Genomic DNA, 20,192 nt, shown 5'->3' on the forward strand with positions numbered 1-20,192 from the left:
CCTGCCGTTGCCATCCAATGCCGCCCGGTTCACGCCGGGCGGCATTGTTTTTGGGGCTGCCCCTCAGTTCTTCTCGGAATGGCCCATGCTGCGGATGACGCGCCAGCGCCCCTGGCTGACCTGGTAAAGAGTGAAAACCGGATCACGCAGGTTGCCTTGCGCATCGAAGGCGATATTGCCGGAGATGCCCTTGTAGCGAATCCGGTGCAGGCTCGCCGTGACCTTGGCCGGCTCCACCGAATCGGCCTCGCGCATGGCAGCGACGATCACGCGCACGGCGTCGTAGGCAAAGGGAGCGTAAAGATAGATGTCGTCACGGTAGCGCGCCTTCCAGGCCTGCTCGAAATGGGTCCATTGCGGTCCCTTGTAGGAAGGCAGGCCCGGCTCGACGACGCTCACGCCCTCGCCGGCCGCACCGGCCAGTTTGAGAAAGGTCGGGCCGACCACGCCACCGATGCCAACCAGCCGCGCGCGGACCTGCAGTCGCCGCATGTCCTGCACCAGTTGTGCGGCCTGGGCATCGAGCCCGGCGAAGAACACCACATCCGGATCGCTGTCACGAATGGCGCGCAGGATGCTGTTGAAATCCGAGGTCTTGCTGCTCACCGCATAGCGTGCCCCCACCCTGCCCTGCAAGGCCTTGACCGACTTGACGAATTCATCAGCATAGGTAGTGCCGAAAACGGTGCTGTCATCGATGACCGCGATGTTGCCGGCCTTGAGGTCGCGCACCACGTAGTCGGCCGTCAGCCGCGCTCCTTCTCCATCGTGTGGCACGATGCGAAAGGCGCTGGCGTCGCCCTGCTGCGTATAGGCCGGTGCCGTCACTGCAGGTGCCACGTGGGGGATGCCGGCGGCGGCATAGATGCGCGCGGCAGGAATGCCCACCCCGCTGTTCCAGTGGCCGACCACGGCGGCCACCCGGCTCTTGACGAAGTAGTCGGCGATCAGCTCGCCGGTGCGCGGGTCGGCCCGGTCGTCCTGAGGCAGCAGCTTGAAGAGCACCGGCTCGCCGGCGATGACGGGCTTGCCGCTGTTGATGTCGTCCACCGCCAGCTGAGCGGCGCGCTCCAGGGCCACCCCGGTACTGCCGGACAGGCCGCTCATGGGCGCGGCCAGGCCAATCAACACGGTGCGGGGCTCGGCACTGGCGCGGCCCATCATGAAACTGCCACCTGCCCCCAGCAGGGCCAGGGCGAACAGGAGCGGTCTACGTAATGCCTTGATCATCTTCTTCCTTGCGGTACTACCGGCTTGTGGCTTGATGTTGCATTGATGTTGATTTGACGGCGCCTTGGCGGACGCTCTCAGAAGTTCAGTTCCCAGTGGACCGGCTGCCCGGCCTCGATTACGCCACCCTCCCCGCCGATGACGATGGCGTTCTGGCCAAAGGTCAAACCGCCGCCCACCCGCGCATTGGCGCGATAGGTAGCCAGGGTGTCCAGCGGTTCATCGGGCCATTGCGGATCGCGCTGGCCACTGCGCTGGTCGACGCCAGGGATGGGACATCTGGCACAAGGCTTCACCAGCTTCAACTCCACCGCATCCTCGCCACTGCCCAGGCGCAGGGTATCGATGAAGTCTTCTTCATAGGCCTCCCAACCGGCGATCACCAGGTTCGGGCGGAAGCGATCCATGGGCAGGGCCGGTGCGCCCTTGGCCGCGAGCCGGGCGTTGAGGTCATCCAGCGAGGCCTGGCCGATCACCAGCAGCGGGTAGCCATCGGAGAACTGCGTAGTGGCACGATACTGGCCGGTCCAGCGGGTACTGCAGGTACGCGTCACGGCCGGGTTGAAGCGGACCAGCCGGGCGTCCTCCTGCAGGTAATGCGAGAACCATGCCCGCGCCGGCTCGCCCTGGTCCAGCGCTTCGAGGCGGCTGTCCCAGACCTGCACGGCGAGCGTGGCACCGTCCTGGCCGGTGACGGGCAATTCCAGTGCGGGCATGCCCGGGGCACGCACCACCAGCGTATCGCCCTCGAAGGCGGGCGTGATGCAGGCCATCTGCGGATGCGTGCGCTGGCTCAGGAACTGGCCCTGGCGATTGACCAGCATCCAGTGGCGGTCCAGCGCCAGGCCCAGCGGACCGATCTCGGCTCGGGGCAAGGACAGTCCCCCGCAGGACTTGATGGGATACAGGTAAATCGCGCCGATGGTAGTACTGGTACTGGTACTGGTGGTGCTGGTACTGCTCGTGTTCGACATGGTGAAACCGTCCCCCCGGATGGCGGCGCAAGCAAGCGCCCGATGAATGGTGATGCTGAAGTTCCGGCAAGACATTACCACAAGCTGGCCTTTTATCTCGGCAGACGATACGCCGTGTTCCCACTCATGCGACAATGCGGCGACCAACGAAGATGAACTTTCCTGACGGGAGCGCCATGCTGTTTGCCAAATTCTTCCATCTGCTGGGCCTGACCCTCTGGGTCGGCGGCATGTTCTTCGCCCATATGGCCCTGCGGCCCGCGTTGGGCGTGCTGCACCCCGAGCAGCGGCTGACCCTGATGGCGGCCGTGCTGGCCAATTTCTTCATCTGGGTGTGGGTGGCCATCGCGCTGGTGCTGGGCAGCGGCCTGCACATGATGGCCGTGATGGGTGCCGGCGCGGCCAAGTTGCCGCCTTACGTGCACGCCATGAGCGGCATCGGCGTGGTGATGATGCTGATCTTCGCCCACATCTTCTTCGCACCCTTCCGCCGCCTCAAACTCGCGGCTGCCCAGCAGGACTGGGACCGCGCCTCGCGCGCATTGCGCCAGGTGCGCACGCTGGTGGGCATCAACCTGTGCCTGGGACTGCTGAGCATCGCCATCGGTGCGCTGGGTCCCTTGAGCGCCTGAACACATCTTCTTTGTAGGGGGAGACCTCCGTGCTGACCGATACACAATGCCAGGAAGCGGCCGACCTGCTGTGGGACTGCTGGGCCCATAACCGCCGCATCGCGCAACTGCCGGCGCACTTGCAACCGGCCGACCGCCGCCAGGCCTATGACATCCAGCGCCGTCTGGAAGCGCGCAGCTTCGCCCCGCTGATCGGTTGGAAGATCGCTGCCACCGGCCCGGGCGGACAGCAGATGCTCAACGTCGATGCGCCGCTGGCGGGCCGCCTGCTGGCTGAGCGCGTACATCGCAGCGGCGCGCACATCACCCTGGGCGAGAACCTGATGCGGGTAGCCGAGGTGGAAGTGGTCTTCCGCATGGGCAGCACGCTGGCCCCGCGCAGTACGCCTTATACGCAGGAAGAAGTACTGGCAGCCGTCGCTGCGGTCCATCCGGGCATCGAGATTCCCGATACCCGTTACGACCTGTTCCGCCAGGTCGGGGCGGCGCAGCTGATCGCCGACAACTGCTGTGCCGACCAGTTCGTGCTGGGTGCACCGGCCAGCGTGGACTGGCGCAGCCTGGACCTGGCCGCCCTGGCGACCTCGGGCCGCATCGAGGGCGGTGAAGAACGCGCCGGCAGTGGTGCCCAGGTCTTGGGCGACCCGCGCGTGGCCCTGACCTGGCTGGCCAATGAACTGCGCGAGCACGGGCTGACCCTGGCCGCCGGCCAGCTGGTGGCCAGCGGATCGACCATCGTGCCGATGCCGATACAGGCCGGACAGACGATGCGTGCCGACCTGGGCGTGCTGGGCTCGGTGGTGGTGGTGCTGGACTGATCAGCATCCGGACGGGCAACAAAAAAGGGGGATGCGCCGTCGCGCATCCCCCTTTTGCTTGGGGCAATCCCGAGGGCTGGCCTCAATTGGCCTTGTCACTGCCCGGCTTGACTTGCTCGTAGCGGCGCGCCAGTTCCTGGCGCAGCGACTTGCGGAGCACGGCGGCCTCGAAACGGCGCTTTTCTTCCTGCGAGAAGGGACGCAGCGGCGGCACCGGGATCGGCTTGCGCTGGTCGTCCACGGCCACCATGGTGAAGAAGCAGCTGTTGACGTGGCGCGTTTCCTGGGTGCGGATGTTCTCGGCCACCACCTTGACGCCGATTTCCATGGACGACTTGCCGGTATGGTTGACGCTGGCCAGGAAGGTCACCAGCTCGCCCACGTGGATGGGCTGGCGGAACATCACCTGGTCCACCGACAGGGTCACCACGTACTGGCCGGCATAGCGGCTGCCGCAAGCATAGGCCACCTGGTCAAGCAGCTTGAGGATGGTGCCCCCGTGCACGTTGCCGGCGAAGTTGGCCATGTCCGGGGTCATCAGGACCGTCATGGTGAGTTGGTGAGATGGCAGATCCATGGTGCGTGGCTCTCTCTGTAGTGTGATGGCGATGGGTTGATCTTGGAATGAAACGTCACTGCGGCGCCGGCCGCCAGCACGCTCCCCCGAGCGCGCACAGGCGACCGGCCGTTGCGCTTTCGTGGAGGAAAGCGCAACGGCCGCGGCCGACATTATCGGCCAGCCAGCCCGGCTATGGCAAAAAAACTCGCGTCAGCGGTCGCGTGGCGGCCTGCTCAGGCCCGCACCACCGGCTCGGCCGCCGCGAAATGCTCCTCGCAATTGCGCAGGAACTGGCGTACGGAGGCGCTGATGGCTTCCGGCGACCAGCCGGCGATGTGCGGCGTCAATACCACATTGGGCAGGCCGATCAGGGCGGCAGGCGGCTTGGGCTCGTCTTCGTAGACATCCAGGCCGGCACCGGCCAGCCGCCCGGCCGACAAGGCAGCGGCCAGGGCCTCGGTATCGACGATGCTGCCACGGCCGATGTTGACCAGGTAGCCCTGGGGACCAAGTTCTTCCAGCACGCGTGCATTGATGAGGTGATGGGTCTGTGCGCCGCCGGGGGCTGCCACGATCAGGCAATCCGCCCAGCCGGCCAATTGGGCCACGTCCGGGAAGTAGTGGAAATCGACGTCATCGCGCTTCTTGCGGTTGCAATAGGCGATCTCGGCATCAAAGGCAGCGGCGCGGCGGGCGATCTTCTTGCCGATATTGCCCATGCCGACGATACCCACCCGCTTGCCCGCCAGTTGCGGTTGCAGGGGGATGGTCTCGCGCCAGCCGCCGTCGCGGGTGTAGCGGTCCAGCACCGGGATATTGCGCAGGATGGCCAGCAGCAGGCCCATCGCATGGTCGGCCACGCAATCTTCGTTGGTACCGGCACCGGTAGCGATTTCGATGCCGTGGGCCTTGGCATGGGCGGCGTCGATGTTTTCAAAGCCTGCACCCAGGGCGCAGACCAATTGCAGATGCGGCAAGGCGCGCATTTCGTCGGCAGTCAGGCCGGTGGAACCGTTGGTCAGTACCACGGCCACCTTTTTGGCCGGGCCGGCGATCATCGCGTCACGGCGCGGGCGATCCGGCGCGTAGAGGATGTCGTAGTGAGCGGCGATGGTGGCGGTGCTTTCTTCGGAAAGGTGAATCAGGACGAGCAGAGGCGGTTTCATGAGGGGACCTGGCCGGACGAGGAAAAGGAAGAGGTGAAGGAAAATGCAATCATCGCCATTCTATTGCGAAACGGCAGAGCAGGCTGAGTGGACAGCCTGTCGCTTGTCAGCCGCTGCCGTCTTCAGCATGCGAATTTCATGCCATGAGCGGCCAATGTGAAGAAGCCCGATGCGCCAACAGGCGCATCGGGCTTCTTCAGGGGGAACCGGCGGTCAATGCCGCGCTGTCTGCTTCTCCAGCATGTCATGCGCGGCCTGGCGCGCGCCCGCCTCGGCCGCCTTTTCATCGGCGAAGGTCTGGTCGGGCAGCACGCGCTGTACCGGGAACACCGGGTTGCGGTGCATCGGATTGGTGGAATGGCCGAAGATGGCCACCTGGGCCACCCATTCGTCGCCGCCGATGAGGCGCACGCCGGCGTATTCCACTTCGTAATCACCTACTTGTTCGGTGGGCATGATGGTCTCCTCTGCGGGTGGGCCGATAGCCTGGGTCTCAGGCTGCGCCGTCGCCGCTGCGTTGGTCCAGATGGGTGATGGCGTAGCCTTTCTCGCCGATCTGCATGAAGGCATCTTCGGCCTCCAGCGTGAAATGCCGCTTGCCATCGCGCTCAAAGTCCACGTTTTGCTCATGGAGCTGCCAGTCGGTATTGGTTACCTCTTCCGGCATGGGCTTTTCGTGGGGCAGGACGAGGTAGGAAAACAAACCGTCGCCGTCCGGGCGCTTGTACACATCGACTTTCATCTTGGGGCCTCCTGGTCGGGTTGAACATGGGCACTGCTTCAAGATGCGACTGAGGGTTCGGGCATTGGTTCGCCGCCGCAAGCACATGCACAGCACAAAGCGGGTTGCGCTGTCAGCCGGATCCGACAGGGGTCAGGGTAATGGAAGAATTCTTCATTTCACGATAGCACCAGCATGGCGCAGATGCCAGCCGCGCGCGTACCGCGCGCCGATTCAGTCAGTTTGCCGCCGCAGCCAGGCCAGCGCGCCCGAGAGGCTGCGGAAGTCCGCCAGCGAACGGCAGGCAATCTGCGGATGGCGCTCGCGCAGCATGCGCGACAGCGCTGCGCCAGGGCCCAGTTCCAGCGCGACCGTCACGCCGCGCTCAGCCATGGCATCCATGCAGCCAGCCCACTGGATGGGCTCCACCAGCTGGCGCACCAGCAGGGACCGGGCCTGCGCTGCGTTGGTAATCGCCTGGGCGGTGACACCTGCCAGCAAGGCCGGACCGGGGGAGCGCAACTGGAGTGCGGCAAGCTCTGCGGCAAAAGCATCCGTGGCTGCCTGCATCAACGGGGTGTGCGAGGCCAGCCCGACGGGCAGGGATGAAGTCCGCGCACCGGCGGCAGCAAGCTCATCCGCGGCGGCTTGCAGGGCTTTCCCGTTACCACCGGCGATGAACGTGTCTTCACCGGTGACGATGGCCACATGACCACCATGCCGCGCCAGGCATTCCTGCGCGACAGCAAGCGGCAGTCCACCAATGGCCATCAAGCCTTGTTCCGGTTGCACGCTGGCAGCCTCGGTCATCGCTGCAGCGCGTCGTGCGGCCAGCGCGACAGTCTCAGCGGGATCGAGGATCCCGGCCACCGCATAGGCGGCCAGTTCGCCCACGCTGTAACCCGCCACCACCAAAGGCGCACCCGCGAAGGCTGACAACGGCTCCCGCATCGCTTGCCATGCGGCGAGTTGCGCCGCGACGATCAGCGGTTGGGCATTGCGATTGGCGTACAGCTGGGCAGGATCATTGAGCACCGTTTCCACCGCTGCCTGAAGATGCGAGGACAGATCGCATTGCCTCAGGAAGGCGCTGGCCAAGGGATCATCGCGCAGCAGATCGAACATCCCTGCATGCTGCGCGCCCTGCCCCGGACACAGGATAGCCAGGCGCAGACTCATAAGTTGCCGACCTCGCGGACCAGACAAGCCGCCGCCAGCAGATCGGCCGCGCCCCCCGGCGACAGGCGGCGGGCAACGAACTCGCGATGACAGTCCAGCGCCTGCGCTTGCCAATCGGCAAGCGCGGTACCGCCCGCCGCCAGGAAGGCCGCGCTGCGGCTGCGAACCAGGGCCGCACCCTCGGCCCCGCCGCGATGATAGACGTTGGTATCGCTGAGATGCGCCATGAGCGCAAAGAGCGCATCGATCCGGGCGTGATAAAGATCGCGTCCGGCCGCCAGCGTGGCCTGCAATTGTGGCAAGGCCACCTCGAACACCGCCGGGAAGCCCAGCGCGCCCTCCTCTCTCGCCCCGCCCACGGCATGCTCGGCGGCCACGCGCTGGCCATGGCTGTGCTGGCCGCACGGCATCGCTGCCGCGCTATGGCGGGCCAGTGCATCGCCCCACTGGATCAGCAAAGTGGCGCGGAGGGTGGCCGGTTGCAGGGGCATGTGACGGCCCCGCGCATATCCCGTGGCGGCGCACAGCATGCCCAGCGCAAAGATCGCGCCGCGATGCGTGTTGATGCCGTTGGTGGCGCGCAGCATGCGCTCTTCGGCGCGGATCGCCGATTGCTGCAGGGTATGGAAGGGCTCTGCCTCCAGCCCTGCTACGGCGATCTGGAAAAAATAATGGCGCAAGGCGAACAGACTACGCAGGAAGGTCTCGGCCGTCATGTCAGTGTGGCTGCCATTGTCCACGCGCGAGACCAGGCCCGGCTTGGGATAGAGCACCAGTTCCTGGTACAGGCTGCGCACCGCCAGACGCGCCAGCTGGCGGCAGAAGGCCAGGTTCTCGCTGGCGGCCCGGCGCTTCTGCATGTGGTGCAGCGGCCGGGCCAGCGTATCGGGATGCTGCATCAGGCGGCGCATGTCTGCTCCTGGGGCAGGCTGGCGCGCAGGGTGCCCACGCGTTCGAGCGCTACGCTGGCGGGCCGTTTGACCAGCACCTGGCCTTCGGGATGGCTGCCCAGCACCGCGACCTGTCGCCATTCCTTCCACGACACGGCGGCCCCGTCGGGAAACACGATTTCTCCATCCAGCGGCAGGAACATCGCCTGCCAGGCCAGCAGCCGCACGCCCGCTTCCAGCTGGGCCTGGCTGCACGGCTGGAACAGCAGGTCGATGTCGGAACTGCTGCGCAGATAAACTTGCGCCGTCACCGCCTGCCAGGCCAGAGAACCGAATACAGAGAGAGCAATACCGGCGCGCTCCATGTGCTCCTGCAACTCCGCCAGCCTAGCCTGCCACGCGGCCGGCAGACCGGCCAGACGCGCAGCGACAATGTCGCGCAGCAGGAAAGGTGCGCGGCTGGAGGCTACTTCATCTGCCCTCACCCGCAGCGCGATGCGCGGCTTGTTGCCCTGGGCATCGGGCGGCAAGGCGATGCCGGCACAGATTTCTTCGTCCTTGGCCTCCACGTCGCGGCGCCGCACGATCAGCGGCCAGCGCATGCGCTGCCAGTGCTGCAGCGTGGCCTGCTGGCGTGCATCACTGCCGCCGGCCAGCAGGCGCGACCAACCGGCCTCGCTCAGCCAGAGCAGGTGATGACGCGAGTCAGCAAGCGCGAGTGTGGACGACATGTTCATCCGTTCAAGGGCATATCGTTGGCGACCGCATCGATGACGCGTTGCGCCCACTTGCGCCCGCCCCGCTCGAGACCCGTGGCCGCACGGGTGTCGGCACTGCGATCCTGGGCCAGCGCAGCGGCCAGCGCCGTGGCGAGGTCCCCATTCCAGATCTCGGCAACGCCGCCCATGCGCAAATAATTTTCAGGACCGGGGGCAAACACCGGATTGCTCTTGGCCAGTTCGGTCAGCCGTTCTTCCGGCACCTTGGTAATGCGTGCCATCGCTGGCAGGCCCATCACGCGAATGGTCGCGTCCGGCAAGGCATAGCAGGCATCGGCGATCAGGCCGCTGGTGATGAAGCCGCCCGACAGCGCCTGGTCATACACCAGCCCGACCACGCGATGGCCCTGGCGTCGCGCCAGTTCCACGCATTTGCCCAGATGCGCCATGTAGCTGTTGATGCCCAGCATTTCATCGCGGTGGCGCAAGCGCTGGCCCTGGGTATCGACCAGGATCACGATGGGCCGGCCGGGATGTTCCCGCACCGTCTGCAGGATCGCACTGGCCTGGGCCAAGGCAATCTCGATGCCGATGGGCGTATGCCCGGTGGTACCGACCGCGGTGACGGTACGGCCATCAACCGGCGCCGTGCCGGAGAGGAAGTGATCCTGCTCGGTGATCGCATGGCCTTGCGGGAACAGGTCCTGTGCCAGTGCGCGCCAGTCGACCTGGGGGGGAGTAACAGTCTGGTTCATGAATTCCTCTCAGGCCTTGGAGACGATGCGCAGGCGCTCGGCCAGCGCAGTGAAGGCAGCGGCTTCCAGCATCGGCACCGTTTCCGGCCGGGCCACGCCCAGCTCGGCCCAGATGTCCATCGGGTCCTCGGCATGACCGAAAGTGGCGATGCGACGGCGCAGCATCTCCTGCTCGGCTTGCAGGCCGGCCAGCGTCAGCTTCGCATCGCCGACGGCGGACAACGCGGCGATGGCTGCCGTGCGGAAGGCGTCAATGTCGTCGCTCACCAGTTCCTGGCAATCGCCGATCAGGTAGCGATGCTTGCCGCCGGTAGTGCGCCAGACCAGCGCACGGTCGCGCGAATCGAATTCCTCGACGCCATTGGCGGTCTCGATCACTTCCGGACCGGACATGGCCAGCCGCCCTTCCTCGGACATGATGACGGTATTGGCACACCGCGCCACGATGCCCATGCCGCCGAAGCAGCCATTGGCACCACCGACCAGCACGATCACCGGGATGCCAGCGGCACGGGCTTCCAGCACTGCACGCATCACTTCGGAAACGGCGATGAGCCCGGCATTGGCTTCATGCAGGCGCACGCCGCCGGTTTCCAGCAGCAGGATCACGCCAGCGGCCTGCCTGGCCATGGCGCGCTTGAGCAGCCCCACCAGCTTGGCACCGTGCACCTCGCCCACGGCCCCGCCCATGAATCCGCCTTCCTGCGCGGCGGCCATCACGGCGCGTCCGCCCAGCAGGCCTTCGCCGATGATCACGCCATCATCAAAGGACACCGGCGCATCGAGCTGGCCCAGGTGCGGGCTGACCACGCGCTGCGCGGGGGGAAGCAGTTCCTTGAAGCTGCCCGCGTCGAGTACCGCCAGGATGCGCTCGCGCGCCGTGGCTTCCAGATAGCTCGCACTCATGCGCCCTCCTCCACCATGGCTTCCACGGCCTGGTCCAGGCGCAGGCTGACCACGGCCGGCGTGGCCCCCATGTCGTTGATGGAGATGCGGGTATCGGCCAGTTGCCAGCGTTGCTGGAAGTCGGTCATCACCGCTTCCCAGATGGTGCCGAAGCCGCGCGCGGCGGTCTTGACCTCGATGGCGCAGGCACCGTTGAGGGCCGTTTTCTCGATCAGTACTTCCAGGTTGCCCGAGCTGACCACGCCAACCAGTTCAGGCGTGGCCTTGAGGCGGCGCTGGCCGTGCTCGAAGCGAAAAGTCAAAGTTTCCATAATGTCGCTTTCATTGCAGGGAAATCACCAGTTGCGGAAGCGCTTGGGCGGGTTGTACAGCCCGCCGGAGGCCCGCACCAGGTCCTTCATGTTCTTGGCCGCCAGCAGGTCGCGGGTGGCCATGCGCTTGTCGATGCCGAGGTCTTCGGCGCGGCGGATGATGCCACGGTCGCGCAGATTCTCCACCATGCGCTTGTCGCGGCCCATGCCGACGGCCGTATAACCGGCCACGCCGCGGATGGCCTGCTCGCGCTCTTCTTCGGTACGGCACAGCAGCAGGTTGGCGATGCCCTCTTCGGTGAGGATGTGGGTGACGTCGTCGCCATAAATCATGACGGGTGGAATCGGCATCTTGGCCTGCTCGCCCAGCTGCCATGCGTCCAGCTTCTCGACGAAAGCCGGCTGCATGTGCTCGCGGAAGGTCTCCACCGTCTGCACCACCAGCTTCTGGCCGCGCGGAATGGTATTGCGTCCGGCGCGCGCCTGCTGGCCGGCCTTGAGCCAGGCTTCGCTGGCATGGCGGCGTCCGCGCGCATCTGCGCCCATGTTGGGGGCACCGCCAAAGCCGGCGATGCGGCCCAGCGTGGCCGTGGAGGAATTGCCCTGCAAGTCGATCTGCAAGGTCGACCCGATGAACATGTCACAGCCATAGTGGCCGGCCGTCTGCGAGAAGGCGCGGTTGCTGCGCATGGAGCCATCGGGTCCGACGAAGAAGACATCGGGCCGTGCGCGAATGTAATCTTCCATGCCCAGCTCGGAGCCGAAGGAGTGCACGGACTCCACAAACCCGGCCTCGATAGCAGGTATGAGCGCCGGATGTGGATTGAGCGCCCAGTGCTTGCAGATCTTGCCGCGCAGGCCCAGCGATTCGGCATAGGTGGGCAGGATCAGCTCGATGGCCGCAGTATCGAAACCGATGCCGTGATTCAAACGCTGCACACCGTATTCGGCATAGATGCCCTTGATGGCCATCATCGCCATGAGCACCTGGATCTCGGAAATCTGCGCCGGGTCGCGCGTGAAGAGCGGTTCGATGTAATGCGGCGTGGGGGCCTTGATGGCGAAGCTGACCCAGTCGGCCGGGATGTCCACGCGCGGCAACTCATCGACGATTTCGTTCACCTGCGCAATGACGATGCCGCTGGAGAAGGCGGTCGCTTCGGCAATGGCGGGCGTATCTTCAGTATTGGGCCCGGTATAGAGATTGCCGTGGCGGTCGGCCGCCTGCGCGGCCACCAGCGCCACGCGCGGCGTCAGGTCGACGAAGTAGCGGCCAAACAGCTCCAGGTAAGTATGGATGGCACCGATGTTGAGCTTGCCGGCCGAGGCCAGCTTGGCCAGGCGGCCGGCCTGCGGACCGGAGAAGGAAAAATCGAGCCGGTCGGCAATGCCCTTCTCGAACACGTCCAGATGTTCCGGCAAGGCCAGCACCGAAAACAGCATGTGCAAGCCGTTGACCCGCGCCGGATCGAGTGCCGCCAAGCCCTTGGCCAGGAAATCGGCCTGCTTCTGGTTGTTGCCCTCGACACAGACCCGGTCGCCGTTTTCCAGCACCGCATAGAGCAGGTCCGCCAACTTGTCCGCAGGCGCGATCTTGCCCTGCAACTGGCTACCCAATGCGGCGGTGGCGCGCGCCAGCCGCTGTTCACGGTTCTTCTGGCGCGCATTCCACACGCGTTCGCTACTACTCATTTACTTGGCTCCCATCAACAGATCAGGCAATACGGTCGCGATGCCCGGGAACATGCACAAGAGCAGGACCGCGAGAAACATCAGCGCCAGGAAAGGAATCGTACCCTTGATGACATCGCCCAGTGCGATATCGGGTGCGATGTTCTTGATCACGAACAGATTCAGCCCCACCGGCGGGTGGATCAGGCCCATCTCCATGACCACCGTCATGACGATGCCGAACCAGATCAGGTCGAAACCGGCGGCCTTGAGCGGCGGCAGGATGATGGGCGCGGTCATGAGGATGATCGACACCGGCGGCAAGAAGAAGCCCAGCACGATCACCATGCCCAGGATCACGGCCAGCAGCAGCCACTTCGACAGATGCAGGTCCACTACCCATTGCGCTGCCGACTGGCTGATGTGCAGGTAGCTCATCACGTAGGAATACAGCAGCGACATGCCGATGATGAGCAGCAGCATCCCCGATTCCTTGATGGTGGAACTGAGGAAGGGTGCGATCTCTTTGGGCTTGTAGATGCGATAGACCACCGCGATCAGCACCAGCGCCAGCAGCGCGCCCAGGCCAGCGGTTTCGGAAGGCGTGGCCAGGCCACCATAGAGCGCCACCATCACCCCGATCAGCAAGATCAGGAAAGGCAGTACGCGCGGCAGCATTTCCACTTTCTGGGCCAGCGTGAAATGTTCGTCATCCAGGTAGGCCGACTTGGCCCCACCGGCGGTGTAGACGGCATGCGCCAGCTTGTATTCCTTGCGCGCCCGGAAGACCGCATAACCCGCAAACAGGATCACCAGCAGCACGCCCGGCCCGATACCGGCCAGGAACAGGCGTCCCAGCGACTGCTCGGCGGCCACGGCATACAGGATCATGGTGATGGACGGCGGCAACAGGATGCCCAGCGTGCCGCCGGCGGCGATGATGCCCGCTGCAAAACCCGGTGAATAGCCACGACGGCGCATCTCGGGAATGCCCGCCGAGCCGATGGCCGAGCAGGTGGCCGGCGACGAACCGGCCATGGCGGCAAAGAGCGCGCAGGCAAACACGTTGGCGATGCCCAGCCCGCCCGGCACCTTGTTCAACCAGGCGTGGATGGCCGAATACAAGTCCTTGCCGGCAGGGGATTTGCCGATGGCCGCCCCCTTCAGGATGAAGAGCGGAATCGACAGCAGCGTGATGGAAGCGATTTCTTCATAAACGTTTTGCGTGATGGTATCGAGCGACGATTCCGGCATGAAGAAATACATGAAGCCGGTCGCCACCACGCCCAGCGCGAAGGCGATCGGCATGCCCGAACACATCACCAGGATGGTGACCACGCCATAGAGCACACCCAGGGTCAGCGGACTCATTGCGCACCTCCGGACGTTGCAGCAGGAATGGTGCCGGTGATGCGCGTGAGCACCTGCACCAGCAATTGCAGCGTCAGCATGCTCATGCCCAGCGCCATCAGCGAATACGGGATCCACAGCGGCGGCGCAAAGGTGGACGACGTGGTCTGCCCCTCCACCCAGGCTTCATGGAACAGGGTCCACGACTTCCAGGTGAAGAAAGCGCAGAACAGGAAGGACACCACATCCACGATGAACATGCGCACCTTGTTGGCCAGCGGCGAGAGCAAACCCGCCAGGGCCTCGATGCCGATGTGCCCGCGCAGCGACTGCACATAAGCCGAGCACAGGAAGATCACGCCAACGAGCATGAAGACCGAGGCTTCATCCTGCCAGTCGGTGGGCTGATGGAAGAAGTAACGCACCACCACCGAATAGGTGAGGATGCAGGAGGTGACCAGCAGCGCAATCATCCCCAGGAACACGGCCACGCGGTGGTAGCCCTGCAGGAAGGCCGCCAGCCAGGCCACCGGGGCGCTGGCCGGTACGGCCGGGCGCGTGGCCGCCGCGCCGGGCATCTCGAAGCCGTGGCTCATACGGTCTTCTCCGCCAGGGCCAGCAGCTTGGCGCAGTTGGCATTGCGGGCCGCGAAGTCCTTCCAGGCGGTATTGCGGGCGATGTCCTGCCACTTCTTGACGACCTCGGCGTTGAGGTCAACCACCTTGGCACCGGCCTTCTGGTAGACCTGGGCCACGGCGATGTCGTCGGCCTGGGCAGCCTTGGTGGCGAACTGTTCCATGTCTGCACCGACGGCCATGATGACGGCCTGCTGGTCCTTGGGCAGGCGTTCAAAGACGGCCTTGGACATCATCAGCGGCTCGAACATGTACCAGTATGCCTTGTCGCGCCCGGTCGTGAGGGACTTGGCCACCTCCTCCAGGCGGAAGGACATGAAGGAAGTCGACGACGTCATCGCCGCATCCATCGCGCCGGTCTGCATGGCGGCATAGATTTCATTGGAAGGCAGGGTCACCACGGCGGCACCCGCTTCCTTCAGGATCAGGTCCATCTCGCGTGAACCGCCGCGCACCTTCATGCCCTTGGCATCGGCCGGATCGACGATGGGCTTGCCGCGCGAGGCTACGCCGCCGGCCTGCCAGATCCAGCTGACGATGACTACGCCCTTCTCGCCCAGGATGCGGGCCAGTTCCTTGCCCACTTCGGCATTCTTCCAGGCAGCGCCCTGCTGGTAGGAAGTCACCAGGCCCGGCATGAGCCCGATGTTGGTTTCCGGGACTTCGCCGCCGGCATAGTTCAGCGGCACCAGCGACATGTCCAGCGCACCCTTGCGCAGGGCGGAGAACTGGGCGTTGGTCTTCATCAGGGACGAGCCGGGATAGATCTCGAACTTCAAGGCCCCTTTGGTCTTTTCGTTCACCTGCTGGGCGAACATGCGCACCAGGCGGTCTCGGAAGTCGCCTTCTGTCAGGGTGCCACCGGGAAACTGGTGAGAAATCTTCAGGCTGCCCGTTTGCGCCCAGGCGGCGGGCATGGCGGCGGCAAGCGGTGCAGCTGCTAGGGTGCCAAGGAAATGGCGACGGGTAAATGTGGTCATGCTGGTATCTCCTCCAGGAATTGATGGAACTACTGTGTTTTTATGCTCTCATCGTGTATACAATTTCAGGCGAAACGCATACATTGTCAAGCATTAATCCCGTGGAAGCCCTTCCCTTTACAATGCTTGTTTTAGAGGCAACACACCATGGACACGCCAAAGACCCGTTCTGAAACCCTGCGTGAATCGATTGAAGAGCTGATCGCCGTCGGCAAGCTGGCACCGGGCCAGCATCTGGATGAAACCTCGCTGGCCGAAGAATTCGGTGTCTCGCGCACGCCCATCCGTGAAGCGCTGATCCAGCTGGCCTCGATGGGCATCGTTGAGATGCGGCCGCGCCGGGGGGCCATCGTGGCCGAGATCGGCCCGCAGCAATTGATCGAGATGTTTGAAGTGATGGCCGAATTCGAAGCCATGTGCGGCCGCCTGGCCGCGCGCCGCATGACGCCGGCCGAGCACGCCGAGCTGCTGGCGGCGCACCAGGCCTGCCAGGCGGCGCGCGATGCCTGCGATCCGGATGCCTATTTCTACCTGAACGAGGCCTTCCACGACCACATCTACGCCGGCAGCCACAATGGCTTCCTGGCCGAGCAGGCGCGCGCCCTGCACCGCCGCCTGCGGCCGTATCGCCGCCTGCAGTTGCGGGTGCGGGACCGCCTCAAGATGTCCTATGACGAACACCAGGCCGTCGTGGATGCCATCATCGCCGGCGACCCGGAACGCACCGTCGAGGTGCTGCGCCAGCACATCATGATCCAGGGACAGCGCTTTGCTGACCTGGTGGCATCCCTGCATCAGCTCAAGTCGGCCGCCTGATCGGCGTTACCGCATCGGCTAGAGGCTGCGCTGGCTGACGAAATGCCGCTCGCGGCCATCGAGCGGATCGATGAAGAACAGGGAACGGGCCAGCAGTTTGAGGGGCTTGTCCAGATCATCGGCCACGCCCACGGGCACGGCGTGCGGATAGAACAGATCGTTGAGGATGGGAATGCCCAGCGAGGCCATGTGCACCCGCAACTGGTGACGCCGTCCGGTGACCGGTTCCAGCTGGTAGAGGCCGAATTCTCCCCGCTGCTCCAGCAGGGAGATGTGGGTTTCCGAATTGGGCGTACCTTCGGCCTCATGCATCTTGAAGAACTGTTCAGGGATCTCTTCCACCCGGCTGCGGTGCACCCGTGGCAACGCCAGATCCGGCCGCAGCGGGGCAATCGCTTCATATACCTTGAACATGGACCGTTGCTGGAACATGGACTGATACTTGCCCCGGCTGGCCGGCTGATGCGAAAAGACGATCACCCCGGCCGTCTCCCGGTCCAGGCGGTGGATGGGGACCAGGTCCTGCAGGCCGGTGGTTTTCTTGAGCCGCACCAGCAGGGTCTCCTGCACGAAACGGCCGGTCGGGATCACCGGCAGGAAGTGCGGTTTGTCGGCTACCAGCAGGTGATCGTCCAGATGCAGGATCTGCTCTTGCACCGGAATGCGCGCTTCACCCTCAGGCAATTCACGGTAGTAGAAGATGCAATCGCCGCTGCGATAGGGCGACTCCGGGCGTAATGCTTCACCCTGCTGGTTGCGCACCTCTCCCCGCAGCAGGCGCTCGCGCCAGATCGATTCGGGTACGGCCGTAAAGCGCTCGGCCAGGAAGGACAGCATGTCGCGCCAGGGCCCCGGTTGCAGCCACAGGTAGCTGGGCGACAGGCCTTCGCGCATGGGCAGGGTGGGCGTGGGCCTCATGCGCCCTCCCCGTCGGCAGGCTTCCTGCGCGCGGCGCGGCGGCGCCAGGCAGCCACGCTGGCGTTGGCCTCCAGATGCGCCAGCAGCTTGCCGCGCTGGGCGTCGGTAAAGGGGAGGCTTTCGATCAGGGACGGCCATTGCGTCATGGCGCGCTCGACCGTCTCCACCAGCACCGCCTGCAATCGTGGCTCCGGCAGACGCCACAGGTTGGCGAGCTGGCGCAGGATGGCGGGCGTGAGCAATTGCTTGCCCTTCTGTCCTGGCACGAAGGCCAGCGCATGGCCATCACCGCCCACGTAAGCGGCATAGGCCACGATGTCATAAGCTGGTGAGAGCGCGGCCTGCTGGGGCGTGTGATACAGCAGGCTGAAATTCTTCAGGTGCGCATCGAAATTGCCGAGCAGCTCGTTGACCTTGATCCGCCGCAGCAACTCGTAGACATCCTCGGCCCCGCGCGTACTGCGCTCGAGCAGCACCACGCCGATGGCCGCATAGGTACCGACATACTTGGCCGCCGGCGCGGTACCGGTGACCTGGGCGAAATCCTCCATGTGCAAGCGTCCGGTCGGCGTGGGTGCATCGCGATCGAAGCGCTGCACCAGCAGGAAACGGCTGGCGTCGTTGCGCAGGCCGAACGGCAGGTGATCGCCGATGGCTGACAGCGGCTCCAGGCCGAACCGGCAAGTCTGCACGCCAGCGGCAGCGGCCAGGGTCAGCGAGGCAAACTCCACCTGCGGGATGTTGGGATAGTCGGTGGCGGGCAGCTTGGCGATGAAGTGGCTGCCCTGGCTGTCCTTGGAACGCATGACGTAGCGTCCCCCGCTCTCCCGCACCAGGGCCAGCTTGGGCTGCACGCCCGAGAGCGATTCCCCGCCCGGCACCGGCAACTGGCCGGAACTCATCTCGTAGCTGTCATGGCCCTGGCCCAGCAGGCGGCCAAGACCGCGTTCGTCCAGTTCTTCGGCCAGCGCCGAGACATCGCCCGGCAGATCGCGGCCGCAATAGGCCAGCAGGCCAAATTCATCGTCCGGAGCGAGACCGGCGCGCTGGATCAGGTGTTTGCGCAACTGCCCTTCGGGCAGGAGATTCTGGAAGAAGGCAGGCAAGCCGCCACGGCCATCGCCCCGGTTGGCCGCCAGCGTGGGATCGAGCAGCTGGGCGCGGGTACGTTCTTCGGCAGAAGCCAGGTAGAGCTGCGAGAGGACGGGACGATCATCCCCCTGCAAGGCATAGGCGTCATCGAAACGGAAATAGCAGCGCCCGTCATCCAGGGCGAACAGCGAACCGACCTCGCTCTGGCCGAGGCGAATGCGCAGGGAGCGCAGCATGCTCATGCGCCGCCTCCTTCGCCCATGAGCGCTTGCAGCCGCGCCCCCAGTTCGGTCTGGCTGCCAGCGCCTTGCGCCTCTGCCGCACGCAGCGGCGCGGCCTGGCGCGGCAGCAGCAGCAGGTCCAGCTGCAGCTCCTCGCACAGGGCCAGCAGCTTGACCAGTTCGATGTTGCCGCGCCCAGTTTCCAGCGCCAGCAAGGTATTGCGGTGCATACCGGCCAGCGCGGCCAGCGCGACGGCGGTCATCCCCCGCGCCCTGCGGGCGGTACGGATGCGCTGGCCGATGTCTTGCAGATTGGTCATGGGAAGATCCAATTAAATGGTTCTTTTAATATATGACCATTTTATTGAACATTCAGGAGAAAGCAAGATTAATAAATTGTTGTTTTTATTTTATGCACAATTTATTGTCACTTTTGATAGGCCAAGACCAAGGCCGGGGCGAGGCGATGCGCAGCGAAAGGGGAAAAAAAATCGCAGTCCGGGCGGACTGCGATTTCAAAAGGGCCAGCTTATTCAGGCGGTGGTATTGACGTTGCGCCCGATGTTCGGGTTGGCCGGCAACGGCGGCAGCGCCTGCAGCAAGCCCACGGCTGCAGCAGCCTGGGTATTGAGCGCCTTCTTGAGCATCAGTACGTTGACCGAGTCCGAAGTCTGCGCCGAAGCCATGCTGGTAGCCAATGATGCGATTTGAGTAACATCCATAACGCTCTCCTTGTGGGGGATACCGGATGACAGGATGCGTCGGCCGGTGCCTTGATTACGGCATTGGACGCTGTTTCTTTACATCAATCAAGAAATATTTCGATAAGGCAAAAACACGGGCGCCACTCCGATCGAAGATCTTCGAGATCATTGCATTAGATACTATCAGCCACAGGGCATTTACCTGAACAGGTATAGCCTGTTACGATGTTTACCGATGAGAAACCACTTGAATGGATCGCGAGCAGCTACAAAGACTTGCTGGCCCTGCCCGCCGAGGTCCGCCAGCGTTTCGGCTTCGCGCTGTCACTGGCCCAAATGAGCGATCGCTACGAAAAAACCAAAATATTGAAAGGATTCGGCGGTGCTGGCGTGCTGGAGATCGTGGAAGATCACATCGGCGACACCTATCGGGCGGTCTATACGGTGAAGTTCGAGGAAGCCGTTTTCGTATTGCATTGTTTTCAGAAAAAAAGCAAAAGCGGAAATGCTACGCCGCAGACGGACATGGACATCATCCGGACCAGACTGAAGATAGCCACCGCCAGAGCCGAGGAGTTACGTCATGCAAAAAACAGTCGTTGAGGGAACCGATATCCTGCGCAGCAGCGGCAATGTCTTCGCCGATCTGGGCTTGCCAGACGCCGACAAGCTGCGCATCAAGACCGGACTGGTCATACAAATCCGCAAAGCCATTCGCACACTGGGACTGAGCCAGCAGGCGGCCGCGCAACGCATGGGGATTCCGCAGCCGAAGGTATCAGGCATGATGCGCGGCGATTTCAGCAACCTGTCAGAGCGCAAGCTGATGGACTGCCTGACCCGGCTGGGCTACGACATCGACATCCGGGTCCGCCCCGCCGCCGACGCCCTCGGCGCCCTGACCCTCACCGTGGCGTGAAACGCACACGTTCTCAACCCCGGCGC

At 64.4% G+C, this 20,192-nt stretch carries 25 protein-coding genes; 5 read left to right on the forward strand and 20 right to left on the reverse strand.

The features are described 5' to 3' along the window. Positions 1 to 63: 63 nt before the first annotated feature. Positions 64 to 1,230, reverse strand: a complete 1,167-nt coding sequence (locus ACLRDN_RS14500) for a branched-chain amino acid ABC transporter substrate-binding protein (RefSeq protein WP_413456843.1) — start codon at positions 1,228 to 1,230, stop codon at positions 64 to 66. Positions 1,231 to 1,307: 77 nt separating this feature from the next. After that, complete coding sequence (locus tag ACLRDN_RS14505; RefSeq protein ID WP_413456844.1) at positions 1,308 to 2,204, reverse strand: MOSC domain-containing protein; 897 nt, start codon at positions 2,202 to 2,204, stop codon at positions 1,308 to 1,310. Between the two features lie 176 nt (positions 2,205 to 2,380). Between ACLRDN_RS14505 and ACLRDN_RS14510 the strand changes: the two genes are divergently transcribed. Together ACLRDN_RS14510 and ACLRDN_RS14515 are read left to right on the forward strand one after the other, a co-directional pair. Further along, positions 2,381 to 2,836: a CopD family protein gene (locus ACLRDN_RS14510; RefSeq protein WP_413456845.1), complete on the forward strand. Its 456-nt coding sequence runs from the start codon at positions 2,381 to 2,383 to the stop codon at positions 2,834 to 2,836. Positions 2,837 to 2,865: 29 nt separating this feature from the next. Further along, positions 2,866 to 3,654 carry a 2-keto-4-pentenoate hydratase gene (locus ACLRDN_RS14515; RefSeq protein ID WP_413456846.1) on the forward strand — a complete coding sequence of 263 codons (789 nt, stop codon included), beginning with the start codon at positions 2,866 to 2,868 and terminating at the stop codon, positions 3,652 to 3,654. A gap of 82 nt (positions 3,655 to 3,736) precedes the next feature. On the opposite strand, the gene ACLRDN_RS14520 is transcribed toward ACLRDN_RS14515, so the two are convergent. The 14 genes from ACLRDN_RS14520 to dctP form a co-directional block, all read right to left on the reverse strand. Then, positions 3,737 to 4,231: an acyl-CoA thioesterase gene (locus ACLRDN_RS14520; RefSeq protein WP_413456847.1), complete on the reverse strand. Its 495-nt coding sequence runs from the start codon at positions 4,229 to 4,231 to the stop codon at positions 3,737 to 3,739. 215 nt (positions 4,232 to 4,446) lie between these two features. After that, complete coding sequence (locus tag ACLRDN_RS14525) at positions 4,447 to 5,379, reverse strand: 2-hydroxyacid dehydrogenase (RefSeq protein WP_413456848.1); 933 nt, start codon at positions 5,377 to 5,379, stop codon at positions 4,447 to 4,449. A gap of 213 nt (positions 5,380 to 5,592) precedes the next feature. After that, positions 5,593 to 5,835: a hypothetical protein gene (locus tag ACLRDN_RS14530; protein WP_413456849.1), complete on the reverse strand. Its 243-nt coding sequence runs from the start codon at positions 5,833 to 5,835 to the stop codon at positions 5,593 to 5,595. Between the two features lie 37 nt (positions 5,836 to 5,872). After that, on the reverse strand, positions 5,873 to 6,121 hold the full coding sequence (locus tag ACLRDN_RS14535; RefSeq protein WP_413456850.1) for a DUF6139 family protein: 249 nt from the start codon (positions 6,119 to 6,121) through the stop codon (positions 5,873 to 5,875). Positions 6,122 to 6,334: 213 nt separating this feature from the next. Further along, complete coding sequence (locus ACLRDN_RS14540) at positions 6,335 to 7,279, reverse strand: ACP S-malonyltransferase (protein WP_413456851.1); 945 nt, start codon at positions 7,277 to 7,279, stop codon at positions 6,335 to 6,337. Beyond that, on the reverse strand, positions 7,276 to 8,190 hold the full coding sequence (gene mdcB / locus ACLRDN_RS14545) for a triphosphoribosyl-dephospho-CoA synthase MdcB (RefSeq protein WP_413456852.1): 915 nt from the start codon (positions 8,188 to 8,190) through the stop codon (positions 7,276 to 7,278). The genes ACLRDN_RS14540 and mdcB overlap by 4 nt, the downstream gene beginning before the upstream one ends. Continuing rightward, positions 8,178 to 8,900: a malonate decarboxylase holo-[acyl-carrier-protein] synthase gene (gene mdcG / locus ACLRDN_RS14550; RefSeq protein WP_413456853.1), complete on the reverse strand. Its 723-nt coding sequence runs from the start codon at positions 8,898 to 8,900 to the stop codon at positions 8,178 to 8,180. The genes mdcB and mdcG overlap by 13 nt, the downstream gene beginning before the upstream one ends. 2 nt (positions 8,901 to 8,902) lie before the next feature. Beyond that, positions 8,903 to 9,643, reverse strand: a complete 741-nt coding sequence (gene mdcE / locus ACLRDN_RS14555; protein WP_413456854.1) for a biotin-independent malonate decarboxylase subunit gamma — start codon at positions 9,641 to 9,643, stop codon at positions 8,903 to 8,905. 9 nt (positions 9,644 to 9,652) lie between these two features. Continuing rightward, entirely contained in the window at positions 9,653 to 10,549 is an 897-nt protein-coding gene (locus tag ACLRDN_RS14560; protein WP_413456855.1) for a biotin-independent malonate decarboxylase subunit beta, read from the reverse strand. Next, a complete protein-coding gene (gene mdcC / locus ACLRDN_RS14565; protein WP_413456856.1) occupies positions 10,546 to 10,860 on the reverse strand; it encodes a malonate decarboxylase acyl carrier protein in 315 nt (104 codons plus the stop codon). Before mdcC ends, ACLRDN_RS14560 begins: the two co-directional genes overlap by 4 nt. Before the next feature lie 24 nt (positions 10,861 to 10,884). Continuing rightward, positions 10,885 to 12,552 (reverse strand): malonate decarboxylase subunit alpha, encoded by a 1,668-nt coding sequence (gene mdcA, locus ACLRDN_RS14570; protein WP_413456857.1) that lies wholly within the window; start codon positions 12,550 to 12,552, stop codon positions 10,885 to 10,887. After that, positions 12,553 to 13,902, reverse strand: coding sequence for a TRAP transporter large permease (locus tag ACLRDN_RS14575; protein ID WP_121041604.1), 1,350 nt, complete (start codon positions 13,900 to 13,902; stop codon positions 12,553 to 12,555). Beyond that, a complete protein-coding gene (locus ACLRDN_RS14580; protein WP_413456858.1) occupies positions 13,899 to 14,477 on the reverse strand; it encodes a TRAP transporter small permease in 579 nt (192 codons plus the stop codon). Before ACLRDN_RS14580 ends, ACLRDN_RS14575 begins: the two co-directional genes overlap by 4 nt. Then, on the reverse strand, positions 14,474 to 15,496 hold the full coding sequence (dctP, locus tag ACLRDN_RS14585; protein WP_413456859.1) for a TRAP transporter substrate-binding protein DctP: 1,023 nt from the start codon (positions 15,494 to 15,496) through the stop codon (positions 14,474 to 14,476). Before dctP ends, ACLRDN_RS14580 begins: the two co-directional genes overlap by 4 nt. Positions 15,497 to 15,643: 147 nt before the next feature. Between dctP and ACLRDN_RS14590 the strand changes: the two genes are divergently transcribed. Next, positions 15,644 to 16,312 carry a GntR family transcriptional regulator gene (locus ACLRDN_RS14590; RefSeq protein ID WP_088753532.1) on the forward strand — a complete coding sequence of 223 codons (669 nt, stop codon included), beginning with the start codon at positions 15,644 to 15,646 and terminating at the stop codon, positions 16,310 to 16,312. Between the two features lie 18 nt (positions 16,313 to 16,330). Here the strand turns inward: ACLRDN_RS14590 and ACLRDN_RS14595 are convergent, their stop codons facing one another. The 4 genes from ACLRDN_RS14595 to ACLRDN_RS14610 all read right to left on the reverse strand — a co-directional run bounded on the left by ACLRDN_RS14595 (position 16,331) and on the right by ACLRDN_RS14610 (position 19,265). Then, positions 16,331 to 17,230, reverse strand: coding sequence for a pseudouridine synthase (locus ACLRDN_RS14595; RefSeq protein ID WP_413456860.1), 900 nt, complete (start codon positions 17,228 to 17,230; stop codon positions 16,331 to 16,333). Continuing rightward, positions 17,227 to 18,564, reverse strand: a complete 1,338-nt coding sequence (locus ACLRDN_RS14600) for a type II toxin-antitoxin system HipA family toxin (protein ID WP_413456861.1) — start codon at positions 18,562 to 18,564, stop codon at positions 17,227 to 17,229. Before ACLRDN_RS14600 ends, ACLRDN_RS14595 begins: the two co-directional genes overlap by 4 nt. After that, positions 18,561 to 18,863 carry a helix-turn-helix domain-containing protein gene (locus ACLRDN_RS14605; RefSeq protein ID WP_413456862.1) on the reverse strand — a complete coding sequence of 101 codons (303 nt, stop codon included), beginning with the start codon at positions 18,861 to 18,863 and terminating at the stop codon, positions 18,561 to 18,563. The genes ACLRDN_RS14600 and ACLRDN_RS14605 overlap by 4 nt, the downstream gene beginning before the upstream one ends. 213 nt (positions 18,864 to 19,076) lie before the next feature. After that, positions 19,077 to 19,265 carry a YjfB family protein gene (locus ACLRDN_RS14610; protein ID WP_413456863.1) on the reverse strand — a complete coding sequence of 63 codons (189 nt, stop codon included), beginning with the start codon at positions 19,263 to 19,265 and terminating at the stop codon, positions 19,077 to 19,079. Positions 19,266 to 19,472: 207 nt separating this feature from the next. On the opposite strand from ACLRDN_RS14610, the gene ACLRDN_RS14615 reads away from it, so the two are divergent. Then, positions 19,473 to 19,850 carry a type II toxin-antitoxin system RelE/ParE family toxin gene (locus ACLRDN_RS14615; protein WP_413456864.1) on the forward strand — a complete coding sequence of 126 codons (378 nt, stop codon included), beginning with the start codon at positions 19,473 to 19,475 and terminating at the stop codon, positions 19,848 to 19,850. Continuing rightward, the gene (locus ACLRDN_RS14620) at positions 19,831 to 20,166 is read left to right on the forward strand and encodes a helix-turn-helix domain-containing protein (RefSeq protein ID WP_413456865.1); all 336 of its coding nucleotides are present in this window, start codon (positions 19,831 to 19,833) and stop codon (positions 20,164 to 20,166) included. Before ACLRDN_RS14615 ends, ACLRDN_RS14620 begins: the two co-directional genes overlap by 20 nt. Positions 20,167 to 20,192 lie beyond the last annotated feature (26 nt).

Origin of the sequence: Herbaspirillum huttiense, from assembly GCF_047300815.1 — a bacterium.
GTDB lineage: Bacteria > Pseudomonadota > Gammaproteobacteria > Burkholderiales > Burkholderiaceae_D > Herbaspirillum > Herbaspirillum huttiense_A.